The organism is Bacillota bacterium (assembly GCA_018818595.1).
Taxonomy (GTDB): domain Bacteria; phylum Bacillota_I; class Bacilli_A; order Izemoplasmatales; family Hujiaoplasmataceae; genus JAHIRM01.
Map to the genome: position 1 here is coordinate 36,005 of JAHIRM010000036.1, position 24,307 is coordinate 60,311.

16 protein-coding genes and 1 other RNA gene are annotated in these 24,307 nt (G+C 31.8%); 2 read left to right on the forward strand and 15 right to left on the reverse strand.

Going from position 1 to position 24,307, the window contains the following annotated elements; all coding sequences use genetic code 11:
- Positions 1 to 110: 110 nt before the first annotated feature.
- Complete coding sequence (locus tag KJ971_06335) at positions 111 to 3,572, forward strand: hypothetical protein (GenBank protein MBU1145453.1); 3,462 nt, start codon at positions 111 to 113, stop codon at positions 3,570 to 3,572.
- Positions 3,573 to 3,585: 13 nt separating this feature from the next.
- The gene (locus KJ971_06340) at positions 3,586 to 6,519 is read left to right on the forward strand and encodes a hypothetical protein (GenBank protein ID MBU1145454.1); all 2,934 of its coding nucleotides are present in this window, start codon (positions 3,586 to 3,588) and stop codon (positions 6,517 to 6,519) included.
- Positions 6,520 to 6,550: 31 nt separating this feature from the next.
- Here the strand turns inward: KJ971_06340 and KJ971_06345 are convergent, their stop codons facing one another.
- The 15 genes from KJ971_06345 to KJ971_06415 all read right to left on the reverse strand — a co-directional run bounded on the left by KJ971_06345 (position 6,551) and on the right by KJ971_06415 (position 24,303).
- Positions 6,551 to 7,729 carry a phosphopentomutase gene (locus tag KJ971_06345; protein MBU1145455.1) on the reverse strand — a complete coding sequence of 393 codons (1,179 nt, stop codon included), beginning with the start codon at positions 7,727 to 7,729 and terminating at the stop codon, positions 6,551 to 6,553.
- Positions 7,726 to 8,640, reverse strand: coding sequence for a site-specific tyrosine recombinase XerD (gene xerD, locus KJ971_06350; protein MBU1145456.1), 915 nt, complete (start codon positions 8,638 to 8,640; stop codon positions 7,726 to 7,728). The genes KJ971_06345 and xerD overlap by 4 nt, the downstream gene beginning before the upstream one ends.
- A gap of 11 nt (positions 8,641 to 8,651) precedes the next feature.
- Complete coding sequence (gene hemW / locus KJ971_06355) at positions 8,652 to 9,764, reverse strand: radical SAM family heme chaperone HemW (protein MBU1145457.1); 1,113 nt, start codon at positions 9,762 to 9,764, stop codon at positions 8,652 to 8,654.
- A gap of 141 nt (positions 9,765 to 9,905) precedes the next feature.
- Positions 9,906 to 11,732, reverse strand: coding sequence for a translation elongation factor 4 (gene lepA, locus KJ971_06360; protein MBU1145458.1), 1,827 nt, complete (start codon positions 11,730 to 11,732; stop codon positions 9,906 to 9,908).
- A gap of 76 nt (positions 11,733 to 11,808) precedes the next feature.
- Positions 11,809 to 11,982, reverse strand: coding sequence for a hypothetical protein (locus tag KJ971_06365; GenBank protein MBU1145459.1), 174 nt, complete (start codon positions 11,980 to 11,982; stop codon positions 11,809 to 11,811).
- A gap of 24 nt (positions 11,983 to 12,006) precedes the next feature.
- Positions 12,007 to 12,338, reverse strand: an RNA gene (gene rnpB / locus KJ971_06370) — RNase P RNA component class B.
- A 14-nt stretch (positions 12,339 to 12,352) separates the two neighbouring features.
- Positions 12,353 to 14,476 carry a polyribonucleotide nucleotidyltransferase gene (gene pnp, locus KJ971_06375; protein ID MBU1145460.1) on the reverse strand — a complete coding sequence of 708 codons (2,124 nt, stop codon included), beginning with the start codon at positions 14,474 to 14,476 and terminating at the stop codon, positions 12,353 to 12,355.
- A 120-nt stretch (positions 14,477 to 14,596) separates the two neighbouring features.
- Positions 14,597 to 14,866 carry a 30S ribosomal protein S15 gene (rpsO, locus tag KJ971_06380; protein MBU1145461.1) on the reverse strand — a complete coding sequence of 90 codons (270 nt, stop codon included), beginning with the start codon at positions 14,864 to 14,866 and terminating at the stop codon, positions 14,597 to 14,599.
- Positions 14,867 to 14,986: 120 nt separating this feature from the next.
- Positions 14,987 to 16,780: a DUF2779 domain-containing protein gene (locus KJ971_06385; GenBank protein ID MBU1145462.1), complete on the reverse strand. Its 1,794-nt coding sequence runs from the start codon at positions 16,778 to 16,780 to the stop codon at positions 14,987 to 14,989.
- Positions 16,781 to 16,869: 89 nt separating this feature from the next.
- A complete protein-coding gene (locus KJ971_06390; protein ID MBU1145463.1) occupies positions 16,870 to 17,322 on the reverse strand; it encodes an NUDIX domain-containing protein in 453 nt (150 codons plus the stop codon).
- Positions 17,323 to 17,468: 146 nt separating this feature from the next.
- Positions 17,469 to 18,116: a hypothetical protein gene (locus tag KJ971_06395; protein MBU1145464.1), complete on the reverse strand. Its 648-nt coding sequence runs from the start codon at positions 18,114 to 18,116 to the stop codon at positions 17,469 to 17,471.
- The gene (locus KJ971_06400; GenBank protein MBU1145465.1) at positions 18,113 to 19,348 is read right to left on the reverse strand and encodes an FAD-dependent oxidoreductase; all 1,236 of its coding nucleotides are present in this window, start codon (positions 19,346 to 19,348) and stop codon (positions 18,113 to 18,115) included. Before KJ971_06400 ends, KJ971_06395 begins: the two co-directional genes overlap by 4 nt.
- 159 nt (positions 19,349 to 19,507) lie before the next feature.
- Positions 19,508 to 21,829, reverse strand: coding sequence for an endopeptidase La (gene lon, locus KJ971_06405; GenBank protein ID MBU1145466.1), 2,322 nt, complete (start codon positions 21,827 to 21,829; stop codon positions 19,508 to 19,510).
- Positions 21,830 to 22,018: 189 nt separating this feature from the next.
- Entirely contained in the window at positions 22,019 to 23,314 is a 1,296-nt protein-coding gene (tig, locus tag KJ971_06410) for a trigger factor (protein MBU1145467.1), read from the reverse strand.
- Positions 23,315 to 23,388: 74 nt separating this feature from the next.
- Positions 23,389 to 24,303 (reverse strand): YcjF family protein, encoded by a 915-nt coding sequence (locus KJ971_06415; GenBank protein MBU1145468.1) that lies wholly within the window; start codon positions 24,301 to 24,303, stop codon positions 23,389 to 23,391.
- Positions 24,304 to 24,307 lie beyond the last annotated feature (4 nt).

The window sequence follows — 24,307 nt, forward strand, 5'->3', positions numbered from 1 at the left end:
ATTATACCAAATTTAAGATAAAAATCATCAGAATTATTTCTCTTGTTTTATTGAATTAAAGTACTATCTATATTATAATATCTTTATGAGGGAAAGTTGAGGTGAACGAAATGGCAAAAAATCGCGATATCATTTCATATGTGCTGAATAGATTTCCAGCTTTTTTTAACGACCATAAGACCGTTCAAACCGCCATTGATCTTGAACTTTCTCAAGTATTAGAAAATTACAAGTACGAAATTGAACGGATTAGACAAAACTATGAATCATTTGAAGCGGATCATTTTAATGAATTTATTTTAACTGAAATGAATTTCCATAAATCCATTGATTTCGTAAATGAAGAATATCATGAATTATTTCAGAATATTGAAGAAGATATTTTTAATCACGAAGAAGTCGTAAAACAATCTATAAATGAAGAAAATGATTATTTTAATTCTGCTTTGCAATCAATTGAACAACTTAAACATGACGCATACTTGCAATTTCTGGAATTAACCAAAAATTCAGATGAAGCCATTGATAAAGAAATGAAAGTTCATCATGATTTCTTAAAATTAGAACAAAAGAAATATGATTCACTTCAAAATGACTATCAAGAAATTAATTCCGAACAAGCAAACATTCTTTTGTGGACAATTGAGAAATCTAAAAATGCTTTGATTGCGCTTAAAAAACAATTGAATAAAGATTCATCCAACCAAGCACAATTTATGAACGAATCCGTACTTCAAGTGATTGAAGCGTTAAGAAACACTAAAAATAAGATGAATGCTTTGTTTAAAAGCTCTTCTGACATCTATACTCGTCAGAAAGCAAGAATTGAAGGACTTAGTCACCAAAGACAAAAGCCTCATTCTTTAATTAATCAAACGATTATTCATCAATTTGTCAAACAAATCAAAGATGTCAACCAAAAGAAAAATTCTTTTGAAAAGTTAATTCAAAAAGAATATAAAGAAACAAAAGAAATCATTGGAAGAAAAATCATTGAGTCAGATAAAAATGGTCAATCACGCTTGACTGAAAAATATATTATGCAATATGAGATTATTCAAAATAAAGCAAATTATTTACTGAAAAGAAATCAATCGATGGCTGATTTATTAATTTCTAAATATCAAAATGAGATCAAAAAAATTAAAATTGATTCTTTTAAACGTGTAGAAGAGATAAAACTTGCTTATTATATGCCTGCAGCTTTTTTCCAAAACAGTATTAATTTATATAGTAATTTTGCTTTTTACGTAAATGAATCTTTTGATGAATTAGATAATATTTTAGCTGAATTCATTCAATTTAATCAACAAATTACTGAAATGGAAAGCAATTACATCACGCAAAGCGCTAAAACGCTTGAAGATTATAAAATTAATGTAATGGTTCGAGTCAACAACATTACTTCTACTTTGACCGATTTAATTACTCAAATCGATTTCTTCAGTAAAGAAATTGTGACACTTGAATCAAACAATCAACTCGAAGTGGCTTCCATTCGAAAACGTATGGAAAACACTGATATATCTGGAGATTATAATAAATATCTCGCTGAATTAAAAGAAGATGAATTTTTTGCCAAATACCAACATGACATTAACCTAAAGAAAATCGAATCAGAATCCAACCTTCAAAATGGTTTGATTTCGATTCACAAAGAAAGTACTTTCTTGCATTTGGCAAAACAACATAATCTTGTTAGAAAAGATTATTTGTTGAATCTAAATCAAGTCGAAAAGAAAATTCATGAATTAGCCTATGATAAAGACCTTGCCTATGCAAAAGCAGTCTTTGAAAGAGCAAAAGCTTTAGATATTCACCAAATGAAATATAATAAATCGATGATAAGCTATGAAATCAATCGGTTAAATTATCAATATGCTATCGCTTTTGAAAATTACAAAAAACAATTTTCACTTTTCCAACAAGAAGGAAGCAATAAAATTGTAGACTTCGTTCATCAAAAACAATTGTTAATTGATCAAATTGAAGCAGATAAAGTGCATGTTTCTTTTTTCGTTGAAAATTCAAAAGAAGATCGAACTTATGCTTATTATCTTGAAACATTACGCTATAAATTAATTCATGAATTTGATCAACAAACAAGTAAAAAAACAGCTTTAGCACACAAGGACATTCAAACCATTCATCACGAATTTAGAACAATAATAAAGAGCATACATACAAAAATCGATTTATTTATGAATCCATGGAAAACTCAATTACTTCATCAAGATAAATTATCTGATCAAACTATTATTTTGCCTTTTATGAATAGCAGATCTCAAATGCACTCCGTCGTTAACATTTTGAATGCTATCATGAATGATTGTTTACAATTGACTCAAAAATACAATTACCTCAACTTGAACCAATCATTGTCAAAATGGATGGATCAAAACATTATAGAATACGTTATTAATGCTTCTTCTGCTCAACATTTTCTTCAAAAAAACACACTCAAACCAGTAAAACAAAATACTATTTATAAAGAATATTTAATTGAATCGATTATTCTCTTTAAAAAAATTTATTTTAAATTGTACAACGTTCTTGACTCTACTGAGTTGCTTGCGATTAAAAACGATGTATTGTTTGTAAGCCAGATTTATGATAAAGCAAGCGAAACGAAGAATATTATTAACAATCAATACGACCGTTTAGTTTATGAAGCTGTCAAATCTGGTAAGAATCGAGCTAAACAATTACAAAAAATTAAACAAGATTCCTTTTTACTGGAAACAAAACTCAAAGATCAAGTGATTGAAATGAATAAAGCCTTTGAGCGCTCTACTAGGATTGATTCTGATGAATACGAATACTTAGAAACTAAAATTAATCAAATCATTCAAAAAAATCAAAAATTATTGAAACACAAAATTCTATTATATGATAAATCTCATAAACGCAGTTTCAATACCATTGACAATCGATTTCATATGTTTGAAACAGCATATCAACGTCTAAAATCTCAAATAGAACTTGATTTCCATTTGGAAAATGAGTATATTGAATCCTTAGCAATAAATGATGATCAAATATCTTCTCGTAGTCTTTCAAAATTAGAACAAGAAATCTCTATTCTTCCCATAACTTCTAAAGAAGTCACTTCTAGTTTAGAAGCAACCAAACTAACTCTTATTCAAGAGCGTAGGTTAACCTTACTTCAAGAATTTGCTCATATTGAGGAAACTAAATTTGTCTCTAGGCCTCAATTTTTACTTGAAATTGAAGATGTAAAGAAACGACTTCCTAGTGACTATTTAGAAATTTATAAAAAAATTCAATTAGCAGAAGAAACTTTTTTAAAACAATACACTCAATCGAATCAAGATCATTTAAATGATTACTTGCAATTTTATGATGCCCAAAGTGATTATCATAAAATTATTGAAGAAGGAAACTTAATTAATCTTCCTTTTGACAAATATTATTCCCTTCAAGAATCTCTTTATAAAAAATCAATCGATGCCTATAAAGACACTCTTACCAAAGCTAAAAACACAAAAGATGCAATAACACTTGAGGAAACCAAATCTAGTCAAAAACAAGATCGCATCATAAACGTGTAGAAAGGAGTTCAAGGTGGCTCAATCTGAAACCAAATTGCAAAAAGACATCCATAATCAAAAAATTTATGAAGAATCGTTAAAAACTTCTTTTACCGATGAAATGAAATTTTATGATGAGTTCTTTCATAAAATATCTGCTCATGCGTCTACTCATAGACAAATCACCTTGAATAACCTAAATGATGCAGAAGAACGTTTAGACCAATTAAAAATTGAAGCTTCAAATTTAAAAGAAGCTCTTTTTTATCATGACGAAACCGCCATTGTAGATCGTCAAGAGATTATTTCCGAAACCGAAGCTAGTGTTCACGAACAAAACGAAGTCTTACTTCATCACGATCGATTGGAAGCCTCAGAAATATTAGATACAATCGATTATCTAAATAAAGCATTAATCCAAGTTAAATCTTCGTTTTTTGAAACCTATCAAAGAACGTATTTAAATAATCTTTATAATACTGATAAATTCTTTGATTTCTTTACCGAGCAATCTTCTCGTTTTCAAAAAGTGTTAGATCAACATCAAGAAGAAATAATGGATTTGTTCTTAAGCTTAAACGAAGAAATTAAAGGGATGGATTCTACTATTTCCGAAATCATTCAAAAAAAGAATCAATTTGTAAAACAAATTAACCGTTTTTATGAACAAGAAACAAAACATTATGTTGATAATCAATTGTTGTTTAGCGCGGAAGACGATCCGACGTCTATTGACATTCAAGCACTTGTTTCCGATAAGATTAATCAATTTGAAGCTTTTAAAAAACATCTATTTGAACAAGATTTGAAGATTGAACAGCTTTTAGTTCAAGATTATAAGAGACTATATCAAAACATTTATGAGCGATTACTCAATCGAAAATCAAATTTAATGACAGGAGACATCCACTTCTTTAAAAACCCTGAAAAAAACATTTTAGAGCTAAAAGAAGCAATTCTGAATGCTCGAAATAATAAAAATTTTACTTTATTAAAAAAATTAATTTCTCAATATGATGAAGTGAAGCATTATCATAATAGCATGTTATCATGCCAAGCGAAAGCAAAAAAATTAGTAAAAAAGAATCAAAAAGAAAAAAGAGAATATCTCCTTTTATATCGTTTTGAATCTAATAAAATGTTAAATCAACTAGAAGAATACTTAGTTTTATACCAAAGATTAATGACGTTCGATCCTTTTTTAGCTCAAACAATTGGAGAATTTTCATCAAAAATCATTAAGGATGAATTAACTCACTTATCCATACTTGAAGTGAATAAAGAGTTAAAAACAAACATCAATTACGATATTGAATCTTTAAAAGTTAAAAATAAAATTAATGAAATTGAACAAAAGTTGATTTACGAAGTTAAGAAACATCTTCTTCTTCAAGAAATAAAACTTTTAGATATTATTAATCAAATTCAATTCTTTCTAATTGACCGTAAAATAATTTTCTATAAATCAAAACAATCTATTACGAAAGAACGTTTTTTGATAGAACGTTTAGATGCTGCAATGAATTATCATTTAGAGTATTTACAAGAATCTGGAAATATTAACCGAAAATGGCAATCACTCGTATCTTTAAAATTAATCCAACAAATTAGAAATGATGAAACGCACAATATTCATGTTGTGGAAGCCGCTTCAAAAGTGAAACTGGCTTTGAAAGAATACGATATGACTGCTCTTCATTTTAAAACGATGCATGAAACCGAAATGGCTTATTTGATTATGCAATCTTCAAGAGTTGAGGAAGAAACAAAAATACATCATGAGTTCATCTTAACTACATATTTGAATCAAATGAGATTTTCCAAAGAACAAATAGAGTTAGCAGAATCGGAGTATCGAATTCGTGTAGAATCTTTGATGCAAATTATCGATGAAGAAAAATCATATTTTGAGGATATCATTCAAAATACAACTCTTAAAGCGTCGAAAATGCAAAAGCAAATTGAGGATGAATATCAAGCTTTACTTTATAAAAACACTCATTTTTTATCTGAAAATACAGACGTTAAAATCAGTAAATTAATTCACAAGGAAATGGAAAAAATTTCCAAGCAACAAACCGATGCAATTAATAAAATCCACCAAGATTTAGCGAAGAACGAAACCATTCTTACTTCAAAAAGAAAAATACAAGAACTCGACGTTCATCTAGACGATGCATTAAAAGACGCTGAAAATTTGCGAAATGATACCATTCAAGAAATGACAGATAGTTATCAAGATGCAAAGAATCATTATGAAGCACTAAAACCTTATCTTGAGAGCAAAGTCAATATTTTAGATCCAAGTTTTTACAATACCTTAGAAAAAATGAATGATCGTTATCATTATAAACTCAAAGTGGCAGAAATTGAAATAGACGTTGCCTCAAAAGATTTATTAGATCAATACTTATCGGTTTACTTTGAGGATCAACCTATTCACAACCAGGCACAACTTCTTGCTCAAATCGATGAAATTACGCTTTCAAGAGACACTTGCAGAACTGAGTATGCTCAAAAAATGCAAAAACTTGAAGATGGATATAAGGTGAGCTTTTTACCTTTAGATGAAGAAATTAAAGCAATCGATGCGGATGCTTCTTTGTTAAAGGAAACCGCTAAAATAAAGGAAGAAGCGACAGTTCACTCGATTCAATATGAATTAACACAATTGGAAAAAAGTTATCTTATTCTTGTAGATAAACATCAAATTGCTTTGTCAAATCAAATTGATGCCCTTACAAATGAGTACAAAGCTGCTCTAGTGAATAATCAAAAGTATACTTCAAATTTATCATCTGAGTTTGAAAAACTACTGCATAGTTATAAACCATATCTTACTCTTTCCAAAAAGAATCCAACTGTTTCTAAACTGTTTAAAGAAGTTCATATGGCTTTTAAAGCAAAACAAAAATGGACCAAAAAACAATCCATCTTAAAATATAAAAACAAAATTACTTTTAATTAAAAACTGTATCCTTGTAAAGGACACATTTTTTTTATTGAAGCTGTCTTAATAAACTTTTTCCATATTTGGTTTTACTGACATTAAAATTTTCGGCAATGGTAGCTGAGATATCCGCAAACGTTTTTGAAATTGGAAGAAAACTTCCATTTAAATCACGATTGTAAATAAACAAAGGAATGTATTCTCTTGTATGATCGGTTCCTCTAAAAGTAGGATCGTTTCCGTGATCTGCTGTGATGATTAACAAATCATTGGAATCTAATTCTTTCAAAAGCGTTGTTAAGTCTTGATCAAATTCTTCTAAAGCGGCTTTGTATCCAACAGCGTCGCGTCGATGTCCATACAGTGCATCAAAATCAACTAAATTGATAAAGGCAAGCCCAGTAAAGTCACCTTTTGCAAGATCTATCGTTTTTATCATTCCATCGTGATTTGAAACGATAGAATAATGATCTGTAATTCCAGATCCATTAAAGATGTCTTTGATTTTTCCAACTGAAATAACATCATACTTTTCATCTTCTAAATAATTTAAAACCGTTTTCCCAGATGGAGATAAAGCATAATCGTGTCGATTTGGCGTTCTTTTAAATCCATCTTTTGGATTACCTAGGTAAGGTCTTGCAATTACTCTTCCCACTTTCCATTCGGGTTTTAAAGTTATCTTTCTTGCTTTACGACAAATATCATAGAGTTCATTTAATGGAATAATTTCTTCATGAGCCGCAATTTGTAAAACGGAATCTGCAGAAGTGTACACGATTAAATCCCCCGTTTCCATTTGATGAGGTCCAAGTAAATCTAAGATTTCTGTTCCGGAGGCAGCCATGTTTCCAACTATTTTTCTGCCGGTTGCTTTTTCAAGTTCTAAAATTAATTCTTTAGGAAACCCGTGTTCGGTAAAGGTTTGAAACGGAACTTCCGTTTTAAGTCCCATGATTTCCCAGTGACCTGTCATGGTATCTTTTCCATTACTAATTTCAATCATTTTTGTCGTATTAGCTTTTGGATGATTTACAGGAGCGACTCCTAGAATATCCGTTAAATTTCCATACCCAAACGATTCAAGCATAGGTAAAGTAATACCATTTGTTGCTTTTGCAAGGTTTCCTATGGTATTTGATCCAACATCATTATATTTTGCGGCATCAGGTAGTTCTCCTACTCCAACGGAATCAATGACGATTAAAAATATGCGTTTGTATTTCATGCTTTGTCCTCTTTTCTATTTGCACGGGGGTGTGCAGATTCATAGGCATCTTGAAGATGCTTTTTACTAATATGTGTATAATTCTCTGTTGTCAAGATATCTTCGTGCCCTAACAGTTCTTGGACTGATTTTAAATCCGCACCGTTCTCTAGCAAATGTGTTGCAAAAGAGTGTCTTAAGGTATGAGGTGAAATTTGTTTTTCGATGTTCGCTTTTTTGGCAAGAGTTTGAATCATCTTGTAAAATCCGATTCGACTCAAGCGAGCGCCTGATTTATTGACAAACAGCACTTCAGCTTGAATGGGATGTAAAAAAGGTCTGCCTTCGACGATGTATTTTCGAAGGGCTTTCACACTTTCATCACCAAGTGGAACAATTCTTTCTTTGTTCCCTTTACCTATTATTTTAACTAAATTCACATTTAAATGCAAATCAGATAACTTTAAATCCACCAATTCGGATACTCTAAGTCCTGCTCCATATGCAATTTCAATCATTGCAGTGTTACGTAAATCCAGTGGAGTTTCTTTTCCATGAGAACAAGTAATCAGTCGTTCGGTTTCCTCGATGTTTAAAACGACTGGCAACAATTTTTGCGTTTTGGGCTTCGGTATTTTTTTTACGATATTATCGTCAATAATTTTTTCGAAAAGTAAGTATTGATGAAAAGAACGAATGGATGATAATTTTCTTGTGATGCTTTTTGAAACCATATTCTTTCTTTTTAAACGAATAACATAATTTAAAATGTGTTGTTTTTCAACCAAATCCATCGTTTTAATATGATAATTTTCTTCCAAAAAAATCAAATAATCTAAAATATCATGTTCATAACAAATAATCGTGTTTTTAGATAGATTTTTAGTGATTCGCAAGTAATAGGTATATTCTTTTAAATAAGATTGTAACATCATTTCTCCTTCTAAAACAGACTCAAAAATACTTGGTTAGACAAAAGCATTCCTTTTTTGGTCAAATACAACCGATCGTTTTTCATTTCTAAGAGTCCATTTGATAAATGGTTTTCTAATTCAGGATATTTTTGGAAAACAGAACCATTAAATTTTTGATTAAAATCCGATAGAGAAATTCCTTCTGTTTTTCGTAATCCAAGCAAGATTGTTTCTTGAATGGGATTAAAATCTTCAAAGACTTGTATTCCTTTATTGTTTTTTGATACAAGTTCAAGGTAAGACTTATAGGTAGAGGCGTTTTTAAAACGAACTTCTTCTATTTGAGAGGCTGCCCCAAGTCCTATTCCAAGGTATTCTTCTAAATTCCACACAATTAAATTATGTAGACATTGTCTGTTTTGAAGTGAATAATTGCTAAATTCGTATTGATAGTATCCTTTTGATTCTAAATAAGTTGTCATGTAGTTTGACATTTGTTCTTCTGTTTCTTCCAAGACAAGTTCTAATTTTCCTTTTTTTACATCGTAATCAAATTTCGTTTTGGGTTCAAGGATTAAAGAGTATACAGAAAGATGACTTGGGTTAAGAGAAACGGCTATCGATAAATCATGTTTGAATTGTTCTAGTGATTGATAAGGTATCGAATACATTAAATCAAAATTAATATTATCAAAGTGGTGATTGTGAAGTATGGTTACTGCGCTGATTACATCTTGAGGTAAATGATTTCTTCCTAAGACAGATAAAAGTTTTTCATCAAATGTTTGAACTCCAATGCTTATTCGATTCACTTGGTATTTTTGAATCAATTTTACAAAGCTTGGAGTAATGTCTTTTGGATTTGATTCTATTGAAAACTCTTTGACTAAAGACATATCTATTTGAAGATGTATTTGTTTAAAGAGAAGTTCAAGTAAAGATTCATCAAGAAAAGAAGGCGTACCTCCGCCGATGTAAATCGTTTGAATCTGAGAGAGTTGTTTTCCATAAAATGTTAATTCTTGTAAAAGAGATGTCACATATTTTATGTGATATTCTTTTGAAGCTACCATTTTTGCAAAGTCACAATAATGACAAATTTTCTCGCAAAATGGCAAATGAATGTATAGTCCTTTAATCAAAGTAATCACCACTATTATGTTAACATAATCTTTTTATAAAGTATAGCGATATACATGAAAAACACGTGATTCACCTTGATAAACGATTCTTGTTATTAAAAAAGCAACCAATAATCGATTGGTTGCTTTTATTTAAGAATATTATTTATCAGATTCAAGCGATAGAACCGACATAAAGGCTGCTTGAGGTATTTCAACGGATCCAACAGATTTCATACGTTTCTTTCCCTTTTTTTGCTTCTCTAAGAGCTTTTTCTTTCGAGAGATATCTCCACCATAACATTTAGCTAAAACATCTTTACGCATGGCTTTAATGTTAGTACGAGCTATTACTTTGGTTCCGATGGCGGCTTGAACTGGGATTTCGAATAGTTGTCTTGGAATTAACTCTTTTAATTTTTGACAAATCTTGTTTCCACGTTCATAAGCGAAGTCTTGATGAACAAGAAATGCTAACGCATCCACGGGTTCGCTATTTAGTAAAATATCAATTTTGATTAGTTTTCCTGGACGATAGCCAATAAGTTCGTAATCAAAAGAAGCGTATCCTCTCGTATTTGATTTTAAACGATTGAAAAAATCAAAGATGATTTCATTTAAAGGCATTTCATAAATAATTTCAACTCGAATATCGCTGATATAGGTCATGTCTTTAAAGATTCCACGTTTGTATTGACAAAGTTCCATAATATTTCCAACGTATTCACTTGGTGAAATGATGGTAGCTTTGACAAACGGTTCTTCGATAGACTTAATTCGTTGAATCAAAGGCATCATTGCTGGATTATCGATTTCTATGGTTGTGTTATCCGTTAAATTAACTTTGTAATTAACGCTTGGAGCAGTCGCAATAACATTTTGTTGGAATTCTCTTTCAATTCGCTCTTGAAAAATCTCCATATGGAGCATTCCTAAAAAGCCAATTCGAAAACCAAACCCTAACGCTTGAGACGATTCCGGTTCAAAAATCAAGGAAGCATCGCTCAATTTAAGTTTTTCAAGGGAATCTTTTAAATCTTCATAATCGTCTGCATCCACTGGGTAAATTCCAGAATAAACCATGGGTGTTAATTTTCTATATCCTGGAAGAGGGTGTAACGCTCTACTAACAGAATGGGTGATGGTATCTCCTACGTGAACTTTTTCGATATTTTTAATGGTAGCACTAAGCCAACCAACATCTCCTGCTGCAAGGTAGTCTCTTGTTTCTTCTTTTGGAGTATAAACTCCTAAATCAGTCACTTCAAAGATGCCACTTGTGGCCATCATTTGAATGGAATCTCCTTTTTGAATGATTCCGTTCACAATTCGGACCAAAGGAATAACTCCTCGATATGCATCATAATATGAATCAAAGATTAATGCTTGAAGAGGTTCATCGATGTTTCCTCTAGGAATAGGAACTTTTTTTACAATGGCTTCTAAAATATCATAGATGCCAATGCCTTCTTTTGCGGAAGCAAGTATTGCATCCTTTGCATCAAGTCCTATGGTATCTTCTATTTCTTTTTTTACTTTTTCTGGGTTGGCACTTGGCAAATCAATTTTATTGATAACGGTAATAATTTCTAAATCATTATCTAAAGCAAGATAGACATTGGCAAGTGTTTGAGCTTCAATACCTTGAGAGGCATCTACTACTAAAATAGCTCCTTCACAAGCCGCAAGAGATCTTGATACTTCATAAGTAAAATCGACATGTCCTGGCGTGTCAATTAAATGAAAAATATATTCGATGTTATCTTTTGCAAGATATTTTAATTCAACGGAATTTAGTTTGATGGTGATGCCTCGTTCTCTTTCTAAATCCATTGAATCTAAAATTTGATTTTTCATATCTCGCATGGAAACGGAATTGGTCATTTCTAAGATTCGATCCGCTAAAGTCGATTTGCCATGATCGATATGTGCGATAATCGAAAAATTGCGGATTCTTTTTTGCCTTTGCTTTAATTCATCAATTGGAATCACTTCAGCAAACCTCCTTTTATATTGGTGATATTATTGTACTATATTATGTCGTTTCTTTCAACTAAAAACGGCTTTATTCCTCGTTTGATTTGATTTGAATTTCAATATTCTTCAAAGCTGAAATAAATGCTAACTCGTGAAAAACAATTACTGTTTCATTTATGTCAAAAATCATCATTTTTTTATCCAAAAGATGTCTTTCAATAATGATTGATTCGCATTTTGAAGAAAAAAAAGCATATATCATCTATATGCTTTTTAAAATCAAACCATCTATAAGCCATGTTCTGTCCGTATAAATACGTGGCAATCATTTATCTCCGGTTTCCCGTCAGTCGATTAGATTCATTTATCCATCAACCGTTCCCCTACCAAAATTTGGGTTTCTAGCTTGTGGGGTTTACCTCGTTTCATTCATATATATTTTATATGAGTCGTCTCTGTGGCACTTTATGAATACTTTGGCCTTTAACATCCATTTCTTCGCCGTCACCTTTTAAGGGTGCCTAAACTTATTGGTTTGTTTAGCGCAATCACTACAAGCATCTCAGCCTGTGCTAGCATGGACTTTCCTAACAGTTTCCTGCTCGATTACCCGATGGTTTGATTATTTCTATTTAATTTTTTATGTCTTCTAAAACAGCTTTTCTTGATAAATCTACTCTGCCTTTGTCATCGACACCGATTACTTTAACGGTAATTGAATCGCCAAGTTTTACAATGTCTTCTACGTTATTTACACGTTCTTTTGCAAGTTTAGAAATATGAACTAAGCCTTCTTGGCCTGGCCATAATTCAACGAAGCATCCAAACTTTTCAACTCTTGTTACGGTACCTGTATAGACTTCGCCAATTTCAACTTCACGAATAATGGCTTCAATCATTTTAATGGCTTTGTCAATAAAGAAACTATTTTCATGCATTAAAATAACGCGGCCTGTTTGTTCGATATCAATTTTAACATCTCCACATTGTTCGATGATTGCGGTAATGGTTTTTCCACCACTTCCGATAATTTCACGAATTTTATCTGGAGAAACCATCATCATTTTAACTTTAGGAGCGTAAACCGAAAGTTCAGTACGAGCTTTTGGTATTGCTTTCAGCATGGTTTCAAGTATTTCAAGTCTTGCTTTTTTTGCTTGAAGCAATGCTTCTTTAAAGATTTCTTTGGTGATTCCAGAAATTTTAATGTCCATTTGCAAAGCCGTGATTCCATCTTTTGTTCCAGCAACTTTAAAGTCCATATCGCCAAAATGATCTTCAAGACCTTGAATATCTGTTAATATTGTGTAGTTTTTGTCTTCTTTAACAAGTCCCATTGCAATTCCTGCCACTGCAGATTTTAAAGGAACTCCTGCAGCCATTAATGCCATAGTACCTGCACAAATAGTTGCTTGAGAAGATGATCCATTGGATTCTAGAATTTCTGATACAACTCGAATCGTATAAGGGAATTCTTCTTCGGAAGGAATGACTTGAAGTAAGGCTCTTTCTCCTAAAGCTCCATGGCCGATTTCACGTCGTCCTGGTCCACTATATCTTCCTGTTGATCCAACAGAAAATTGTGGAAAGTTATAATGCAACATAAAGCGTTTGCCATCTTCAATGGAAACACCATCAATGATTTGAGCTTCTCTTAAAGCCCCTAATGTAACGGTAGCTAAGGCTTGGGTTTGTCCTCTTTGAAATAAAGAAGAACCATGTGTTCTTTCAAACAAATCAACTTCAGCTTCTAAAGGTCTAATTTCATCTGCTTTTCTACCATCTGGGCGAATTTTATCGACTGTAATTAAACGTCTTACTTCTTTAACTAAAATCTCTTCTAAAACTTTATCAACGAATTTAAGTTGTTCTTTGACTTCGTCTTTGTCTAAACCATCTTTTTTAAATTTGATTGCTAAAGTGTCTCTTATTTCATCTTCAATCGCTTGAATTGCTTCTTGTCTTGCGATTTTTTCATGAACGGAAATGGCAGCAATAATTCTTTTATCTTCTAATTGATAGACTTGAGAACGAATGTCTTCTGGAACAGAAACCAGTTCAATTTCCATTCTTGGTTTTCCCATTTCTTTAATGATTTCTTCTTGGAAAGAAACGAGTTCTTGTACTTTAGAATGCCCAAACATTATGGCGTCTAGCATTACATCTTCATCTACTTCTTTTGCGCCAGCTTCTACCATGTTTATCGCATTTTTAGTTCCTGCGACGGTTAAATCAAGCGTCGAAGCATTTAGTTGTTCTGCCGTTGGGTTACAAATAAACTCTCCATCAATTAATCCTACAATAACGCCAGCTACTGGGCCATTAAATGGAACTCCACCAAGTCCTAAGGACAAAGAAGAACCAAATAAAGCAGTCATAACTGGAGAATGATCTGGGTTAACGGACATTACGGTATTGATTATTTGAACTTCGGTTCTAAAGTCATCATCAAATAAAGGGCGAATTGGTCTGTCAATCCCTCTTGAAGCTAATGTTTCTGCTTCAGTTGGTCTACCTTCTCTTCTTAAAAATCCTCCTGGGATTTTACCGACGGAATACAATTTTTCTTGATACATTACCATTAAGGGAAAATAATCTAAGGTAGTTGCTTCTTTTCCAACAACACATACGGATAAGACAGCAGTGTCTTCAAACCGCACAAGTGCAGCTCCAGTAGCTTGTTTGGCAAGTTGTCCAACTTCGACAATTAATTTTCTTCCACAAAATTCTCTTTCAAATACTCTTTTTTCACTCATATATATACCTCTTTCATAATTTATGGGATTATTCAATGTAATTATACCATAATTTTAATCGTTTTTTTAAACTTTATTCTCAAAGAATAAGCACCCAAAAGATTGGGTGCTTCGAGTTAGCTATCGACGTAATCCAAGTTTTTGAATAAGCACTTGATATCTTTCAAGCGATACGGATTGTAAATATTTCAGTAAGCTACGGCGCTTACCTACTTTCATTAAAAGACCGCGTCTTGAATGGAAATCATGTTTGTGTACTTTTAAATGCTCATTTAGAACTTGAATTTCTTCTGTTAAAAGTGCAACTTGGATTTCAGGAGAACCAGTGTCCCCTTCTTTGAATCCATATTCTTTAACAATTTCCTTTGTTCTTTCTTTTGTTAATGCCATTTTTGTTTCCTCCTTTGTTTTAACTTACCTACATCCAAAAATAGTGTCGGAGTGTCGCTAATTTTAGGTCTAGGCGCGAAAATTATTATAACATATTTACTTTAAAGATGCAAGAATTATTTACTTTAGCATTTTTTTGATTCCTTCTAGGATTGAAAACATCGATAAGGTATCTTGTTTGCAATAATTCAAAAGATTTTTAATTGTTTGTTTTTTATCTTTTTCGGATAATAATGGCAGAAGGGCATAATTGGTATAAGCTAATACGCCATTATTAATTGGTAAAGTATCATAGTAAGGTTTGTCAAATAATGGTAGGACTTTTTTTAAAGAATAGTTTCCTGAAAGCAAAGGATGATAATAATTATATCTTTCAGCTTCTTCTTTTGAAAACCCAAGACCAATGTAAAAATCGATGTCTGTTTTTAAGACTTTAAGAAGGTCAAACAATCTCGAACTAATTTCTAGTAGCCTATCTTTCTGTTTTGGAAAAAGGAGGGAAAGTTCCAAAAGACGTCCTCTTTCAAACGTTTCATTATACACAATGATATTTGAATTTCCTTTTGGAATCGAAAGTAGTAATTGATCCACAAGTTCTTCTCGATGATCGGCATCATCTTTTGACAAAAATTCATGATGAATCAATAAATTTTTGTCTTTGATGGATGGATCATTTTGGATATGAATTGAAAATTGAAATACACTTTGGGTATAGGGTGTTTCTCCGTAAAATCTTGGGAGCAAAGAGGGGTAAGCCTCAAAGTCTAGAAAGATAAGTGGATATTTCAATGTTTTAATATAAGCTGTTATTTTTTTCTTATTTAAATAAGTATATTCGTTTTCAACACAATAACGTTGCATCAAGTTTTTTTCTCTTTGAAGCCAAGATATTGGAATATCTAACATATCAACGACGCCTTCGTTGATTAAGTCGTAAGTATCATGAAGAATATCACTTTTATGAGGTCCTTCTTTAAAACCTACATGTTGACTAAAATAGGCAAACAAGGAATTGGTTTCTGGAACATGAGAGAAACAATAATCCACGAATTCACACTGAAATGAAGTTCCTTTTAAACATTCGTTTTTCACTAGTAAACAACGTGAATCGTCTCTTAATTCAATGTGATTAATCATCCGATACAAATCGGATTCCATTTTTTCTTGCATGGAATTTATGACTTCGGTGAAATCAAATAATTTGACGAAATCAAGTGTATAATCATTCCCATCATATACGTAATCCGAATGGACTAAAATAAGATATTGATTCATTAATGTATTTGGATACAATCGCTTCAAAACAAATTGTTTAAACGCCAAGTCATATACCATTCTTCCTAAATCGGTATGTCTGTTTGTAATTTTTTTAAATTTATCATAGTAATTTGTGAGATCATCTGTATTGATTATCGGCATAGATACATGATATATCCCTTGATTATCTTGATAAAACAAATTGCTTTTTTTCTTATTTATATGATACTTTAGTTTTAAAAATTCTGTCGATGAAGACATGCTAAGGGTTAAAAAACGAGATAAATGTGCGGTTTCAATCTTAAAATCCATATGGATAGAAAGGGTGATATCGTTTCGAAATGAAAATTCATAGTCTTGTTCGGTTGATAACACTTCATTTGTATATTTCTGTTTTAAAAGGGTTTGTACAATTTGATAATATTTTAAATAAGTAGCAGATAACGTAAAATGATTGGATTCTTTTTCCTCGTTTGAATTTAATAGTTCTTCTTCAGGTTCAATGACGGGGTAAAAAGAATTTATTTTATTTTGGGTAAAAGAGTCTTTTTTGGTTTCATTAGAATTAGTGGTCTGATTTAATCTTCTTATTGAATCTAAAGCTGCAAATCTTCTGCACCTTAGATAATTCAATAAATCAAAAGTTCTAAGAATCATAAGGGTACTCCTCACATGATGGTTAAATACAAAATCATTATATCATATTTTTAGATTGAAGACAAAAAAAACTCCTAAAACTTTAGGAGTTAAATGCTATTCATTAAACCGATAAATTCACGCGATAAAATGTTTTGTCCATATAAATTGGTGCTTTCATAAGAATCAAACAGAAAAAGCGCATCAATGCTTGAAATCCATGATAATTCTTGACCGTTTTTCATTTCTTCTTTTGTTAGGTTTAGTTCGTCTTGTTGTTCTGAGGCAAGTGAACATAAGAAATAGTGATTTTCCCAAGTGGAATCGATAAAGTATTCATAAACGGTTACGGTTGGCCTAATGATATCTACATGATATCCCGTTTCTTCCAATACTTCTCTTTTTAAGCACTCTTCTAATGTTTCGTTTGGTTCAAGTCCACCACCAGGCAAGGTATAAATATCTAATTTGTTCACATATTCAAGTAAAATCAAATCTTTATTTTGAATAATCGCTCTACAACCAACTCGATAGGTTTCTTTGTTTATATCTCTTCTTTGCATTCCATCTGAAAAAATTTCAATTTTCATCATATTCTCCTTAAAAAAATATTTTAATTATCCTAATGTTCATCAAGATAAATAAAACATTTTCAAAATTACTTTATTCTTATTATAATACTTAATGATCACTTTGCCAAATAGAAAAGCTAAGCAAAGAGTTTTGTTTTAATTAAAAGCGCAATTCGATGAAACAAATCAACCATATATCCAATTAACAAGGCAAAGATGATTGTGGTTGGTCCAATATAAAACCAAACTGAATAGTGAGAAAACAATATTCCAACAATAATCGTCAGTGTTAAGGCAATTCCTTCACCAATTAGTTTTCCTTTTCCGAAGGTTGTGTGTAAGCGTTGACTAATGCCTAAGCAAAGTTCATCTAAGGCAGGTAGTGGATATTTGCAATATAAAATTAAATTTAATCCTATGGCACAAACAATTAAAGCAGCTGCTAAATACCCAAGGTTCCATAAAACACTTGCCTCTGTAACGCTTGGAACAACTAACAATAACGTATCAATGACTACTCCCACATAAAAACTTATCACAAGTGGAAACAGCATCCATAAACTCGCTTTTCGTTTTTGAAGCAAGTAGGCAAAGGTAATTAAAAAAACAGACACAATGGGATTTAAGTATTTATATTCTAAAGGGATTCCAACGTATAGATTACGATAAAAGGCATCCCAAGTACTCATTCCAAGATTAGTCTGTTGAATTAACGTTACGCAAACACCAAGTAAAGTCAATCCAATTAAGTATAATAGCGTTTTTTTAACAGTTAATTTTTTCATGAATCTCCTTTAATGATTTTCGCAACTTCAAGTCCAGAAACCATTGCATCAACAATTCTTTTAAATTCATTCACCCGATCTCCGCCTACAAATATGTTTTCATAATTTGTAAAATAAGGACCTTTCAAAGGGTCAAGCAACAATTTTGAACCTCTAAATACGGTATCACTACTCATTTGTCCGGTTGCAAAAATTAACTCATCAAGTTCAAATTGAACTTTCTCATTTGGAAGAACAACTACTTTACTTCTATTCGATTTCAAATCTTTAATTAAACAGGTTTTATCGCAATCTAGGATTTTTGTTTGAGGTCCTTTTTTAAAGGAAATTGGTCCAAATAATTCATGAATCATTACCCCTTCACTTATCGCTTGTAAAACTTCTTTTCTTGTTGCTGGTGCTTCTTCTAATGTTCTACGGTAAATAATATGCACTTCTTTTTCAAGACGTGCTAGCGTTCTTGCCATATCAACCGCAACATCACCAAGTCCAATAATTCCGATTTTATGACCTAACCCATTTTTTAAGTCTTCATATTGATAGAGTTCTTTGTTTAATAATTCAATGGCATAATAAATCCTGACATCTTCTTGTTCTATATCGACTTCAAAAGGTAAATCAAGTCCAGCAGATATAAAAATCGAATCGTATTGTTTCATTAAATCTTCTAAAAAGATGTCTTTTCCAACCATTGTATTATACTGAACATTAATCTGTAACTCTTTAAAACGAGTCATATAATTTTTAAGAATGGTTTGATTAAAGCGAAAATCAGGAACAAATTTATAAATGGCTCCTCCCAAGGAATCATCTGCGTCGATGGCATCAACAATGTATCCGTATTCTGCCATTTTTAATGCGTTCGCAATTCCTGCAGGTCCAAGACCAATCACTAAATGTCGATGATTGATTTTTCTTAAAGGAATATCAACTTTATCTTTAAATAACAAAGCTATTTCTTTTTCAAGCCAACCGATTCGAAGTGGTTTGTTCAATTTTTCAAGTGTGCAATGTCCTTCGCAAAGAGATTCATGCGGGCAAAGAATTCCACAAATTTCAGGTAAATTTGAAGTAGTATGCCATAAATCTCTTGCTCCTTCAAAATCTTCAATTTGAATTTTTTTCATAAATTCAGGTATCGGATTATGAGCAGGACAAGCTTCAACACAAGGTTTGTGTTTGCAATTTAAGCAACGTTTTGCCTCAGCGATAAATTCTTCTTTTAGAACCATTTTTATTGCTCCTTCTTTGAATTTATATTATTATATCATGCTTTATAAGAGATAGAAAGAAATAACTCTAAAAGTTTTTATTTGAAAATATTATGTTTTTAAACTCTCTTATAATTTCTCTAAAGAAAAGAGCCATCCTTGAAAATGGATGGCTTATTTTTAGGACTTTAATGCAACTTTTAAAACATCATCGAGTGTCTCAGCAAAGTCTATTTCTAAAACATCTCTTACTTCTTTTGGAATATCATCAATGTCTTTTTCATTTCCTTTTGGTATGACTATTTTTTTAAGACCACTTCTAGAAGCAGCAATGGCTTTCTCTTTTAATCCACCAATTGGTAATACTCTTCCTTTTAAAGTAATTTCACCTGTCATTCCTACAAAGCGATCAACTTTTCGGTTAGATAGTACCGATATCAAAGCAGTAGCTATCGTAACGCCTGCGGAAGGTCCGTCTTTTGGAATGGCACCTTCTGGGACGTGGATATGAATATCGGCTTTATCAAATGTATTTTGTTCGATGTGAAGCATTTCAGCATTGCTTCGAACGTAAGATAGAGCCGCCATAGCAGATTCTTTCATAACGTTTCCTAGGTTACCAGTTAATACTAGATTGTTTTTCCCTTCATAGAAGGTAGCTTCAACGTCTAAAGTATCTCCACCAGCCATCGTGTAAGCCAAGCCGGTTACCACTCCAATCATATCTTCTTTTTGAATTTGATTGTTATGAAATAAAGGCTTTCCTAAAAAATTGGGAATCGTTTCTTTATCTATTTGAACAGATTTTAGTTTATTTACTAAGATTTCTTTAATAGCTTTTCTGACAATAGAGCCAAATAAACGCTCAAGTTGTCTCACACCAGCTTCTCTTGTATATTCTTTTATCATAATATGAATGGCTTCATCAGTGATAATTAATTTACTTGGATCGAGTCCGTGTCCTTCTATTTGTTTTGTTATTAAGAATTTTCTTGCAATATAAAATTTTTCTATTTCAGTATAAGAACTTAATTCAATAATTTCCATACGATCTCGAAGAGGTGCAGGAACGTTTTCTAAATAGTTTGCAGTTGCGATAAAAATTACTTTGGATAAATCATAATCTTCTTCGACGTAATGGTCGCTAAAAAATTGATTTTGTTCCGGATCTAGCACTTCTAAAAGTGCTGAAGATGGATCGTTTCTTTCGTTCATGACAAGTTTGTCAATTTCATCAATCAAGAAGATAGGGTTAGCCACTTTCGCTTTAATCATTCCATTAATAATTCTTCCTGGAAGGGCTCCAACGTATGTTCTTCTATGTCCTCTTATCTCTGCTTCATCGTGTACACCACCAAGGCTTGTTTTAACAAACTGACGATTTAATGCGTTGGCAATTGATTTAGCTAAACTTGTTTTACCTACTCCTGGAGGACCAGATAAACACAAAATAGTTTGTGGATTTTTCCCTGTTAACATTTTTACGGATAGATATTCAATAATTCGTTCTTTTACTTTGTCAAGTCCGTAGTGGGAAGCTTCCAATTTATCAATGGCAACGTTTATGTCTTTTTCATCATCAGTTACTTTTTGCCATGGAATAGAAATCAAGGTTTCTAAATAGGTTCTTACAACGCTAGATTCACTAGAATTAGCGGATAAATATTCATAACGTTTTAATTCTTTTAACGCTTTGTCTTTTACGTGATCTGGCATATCTGAATCGTTTATTTGTTGCAATAGTTTTTGAGCATCGTCTTGTTTGGAATCTCCAAGTTCTTCTTGAATCGCTCTCATTTTTTCGCGTAAATAGTATTCTTTTTGATTTTGATCTGCTGATTTACGAACACTTTCATTGATTTTGGATTCGATGGTTTGTAAATTCTTTTCTTTTTCAATGTCTTGCAAAATGTATTGAAGACGTTTGTTTATGGAAATGGTTCTCAAATATTTGATGCGTTCGCTTTCGGAAATGCGAAGTTCTGAAGCAATTAAATCACATAGTTTATCACTTGTAATTCCACCTTGCATTGCATCCAATACTTTTTTAGAATCGCGAAACAAAAAGGTTGCGTTTTCAAGGGCTTCTTTGGAAACCATTTTTAGAAGAACTTGTTCTTCATCTAAATTTTCATTTCTTAAAACCAAAGATGTAAAATCGATTAAATAAAAAGGTTCTTTAACAATCAAATCGTTTAACGTGACTCTTGTGATTGGTTCAAATTTAATTTTAAAGTTTCCATTTGGAAGTTTAATTTTAACTGAAATGCGTGCTAAAAGTCCGACTTCGATGAAGTCTTCAAATTCAGGTTCTAGAATTTCTGGATCTTCTTGAAAGACTAAAAGAACGTAGCCATCTCGGTTACTTTCAGCTTCAAAAATTGCGTTTTTGGAAAAATCTCGTCCTACTTCAACTCGAACATCTGACCCAGGTAAAAAAATCACACCTCTTACTGGGACTACTGGGAGTCTATCGGAAAAAATTGTATTGGCTTCGTACATGTCTTCACCTCTTTTATACTTATGAATGTCTAAAAATCAATATCTTTTTTGTTGTTCTTTACTATTTTATCATAGTTTTCAATATTCTACAAAAAAAATGACTGTTTTTCGGTTAGAAAAAAATCCTAAATCATTGATAAAAGTAGGTACTTTCATTCTGAATCAGGATTTTATATATTAAGCTAAGAATTATTCAACAATTTTTGCGTTATCTACAAGAAAATCAATTGCTTTTTTATAAACAACTTCTTCTTTGATTGCTGATTCAGGAATCGCAGCTTTTGCTTGCTCTAACGTTACATTTTGACTTTTGTATTGTTCAACTATTTCTTCATATTTTTGATTGATTTCTTCTTTTGTTACTTCAAGATTTTCTTTTTTTCCTATGGCTTCAATGACCAATTGTTGACGAAGTGTTCTTAAAGCTTCTTTGGCAATTTCTTCATCATAAACTTCTTTTGTTTTACCCATGTATTGTAAGTAGGTATCAAAATCTAGTCCATATTGTTTGATTTGCTTTTCTGCATTTTCATGCATACGATGTGCTTCTTCTTTTACCATTTCTTCTGGAACGTCAAACGTTGCATTCTCTGCAGCTTTATCAATAACAACTGAAATTAAATTGTTTTTGTTTTGTTGTTTTTTACTTGTTTCAATGTTTTCTTTTAGATGATTTTTGTATTCTTCAACCGTAGAAACCTTTTCAATGTTTAATTCTTTTACAAAGTCTTCATCTAACGTTGGAAGCTTTCTTTGTTTAATTTCATGTAATTTTACTTGAAAAGTAGCTTCTTTTCCAGCTAAACTTTTTTCTTGATATTCTTCAGGAAATGTTACAATGATATCTTTTTCTTCTTCTGGTTTCATCCCTACCATTTGATCTTCAAATCCAGGAATAAATTGGTTTGATCCTATTACTAATTCGTGATTTTCGGCAGTTCCACCAGGAAATTTTTCTCCATCGACTGACCCTGAAAAATCAAAAACAGCTGTATTGGTAAGTTCAAGTATTCCATCTTCTTTTAAAACCATTTCCGCATTTTTTTCTAATGCTTTATCGATTTCAGAAAGAATTTCAGCTTCTGTTGCTTCTTCACTTATTTTCTTCACTTCAAGTCCAACGTAGTCGCCTAAAACGATTTCTGGTTTTACAGCTACCGTAACTTTAAACGTGAAATCTTCTCCTCGTTTTACTGAGTTGAAATCTAAATCAATTTTAGGCTGAGCTACCACTTCAAGATTGTTTTCGGTAATCGCTTCATAATAACTATCTTGTAATGCATGATTTACTGCTTCTTCGTAAAGAGACTCTACTCCGAATTTTGCTTCATACACTTCGCGAGGTGCTTTTCCTTTTCTAAATCCTTTTATTTCTGTTTTTAGGTTTATTTCTTCGAATGCGTGGTCTAAAGCATGTTCAAATAACTCTTTTGATACGGTTACTTCAAAGTAAACTCTCGATCCACTTAATTTGTCTATAATCATTACTATCCTCCATGTTTTTTATTCACTTTTTCTATTATAACAAAGTGAAGTAGATAAATCAATCTTTTTGCTACCTAAAAGACTTTTTCAAAAAGTGTTTTAAATCTTTTTGGAAGTTTTTTAACGGATTCTGCTAAAACACTTGGAAGTAATAAAACGGCCTCAGCAAATGCCATTTTGCGAATTTGGCTTTTTGAAACGCCTTTTAAATTCATGAACAAGTAATTTCGGCAAATGATTCCAACTCTTAAAGAAAGTAGCGCATTCCCAACTCCTTGAGCAAAAGAGCCAATGATGGTCTTAAGGAATGGAATTTCAGCAAGAGCATTGAGCCCTTTTGAAGGGAAAATTTCATTGAAATTAATGTCTTCTAAACTTTCCGCAATCACTGCTGAAGTTAAAACATTAAAGGACAATCTGCCTAAAGAGGAATAACTTGGTCTAAATCCGCATTTTAATACCAGTTCTTTTATCAACTTCAGATTAATTGTAATAACTGCTAAAGAATCTAATCTTCCGTTTTGACTTATCGCTGTAGAAAGAAAAACCGTTTCTGCATGTTTCACGATTAATTTATTCAACTCTTTTTTAATGGTTTTATCAAAAACAATGCTAAGAGACTGCTTTAAGGCAAGTGGATCATTTAAAGAATCTGTGATGGATGCTTTTTCATCATCAGATAAAAACGTGTCGTTTACTAAATTCATGGACACCTTTTTATACATCGAAAAATTCTTTTTTGCATTTTGTTCTTCGGTAAACAAACTATCCATTGAGAAGGTAGGTGAAAAGACGATAAGTGAAATTGGTCTTAAAATTAATAGAAAGAACAAAATTCCAGAAATTCCATAAAAGGCATAAGCTAAATATGGCGTAATGGTTGCCAGTCTTTCTCCAAGTTGTAATACGCTACTCAGTATAATAAGTATGATAAAGAATAGTGATCCAAGTCCTAATGTAATCCAAAAAGCTTTTCCAATTTTTTTCATTTTA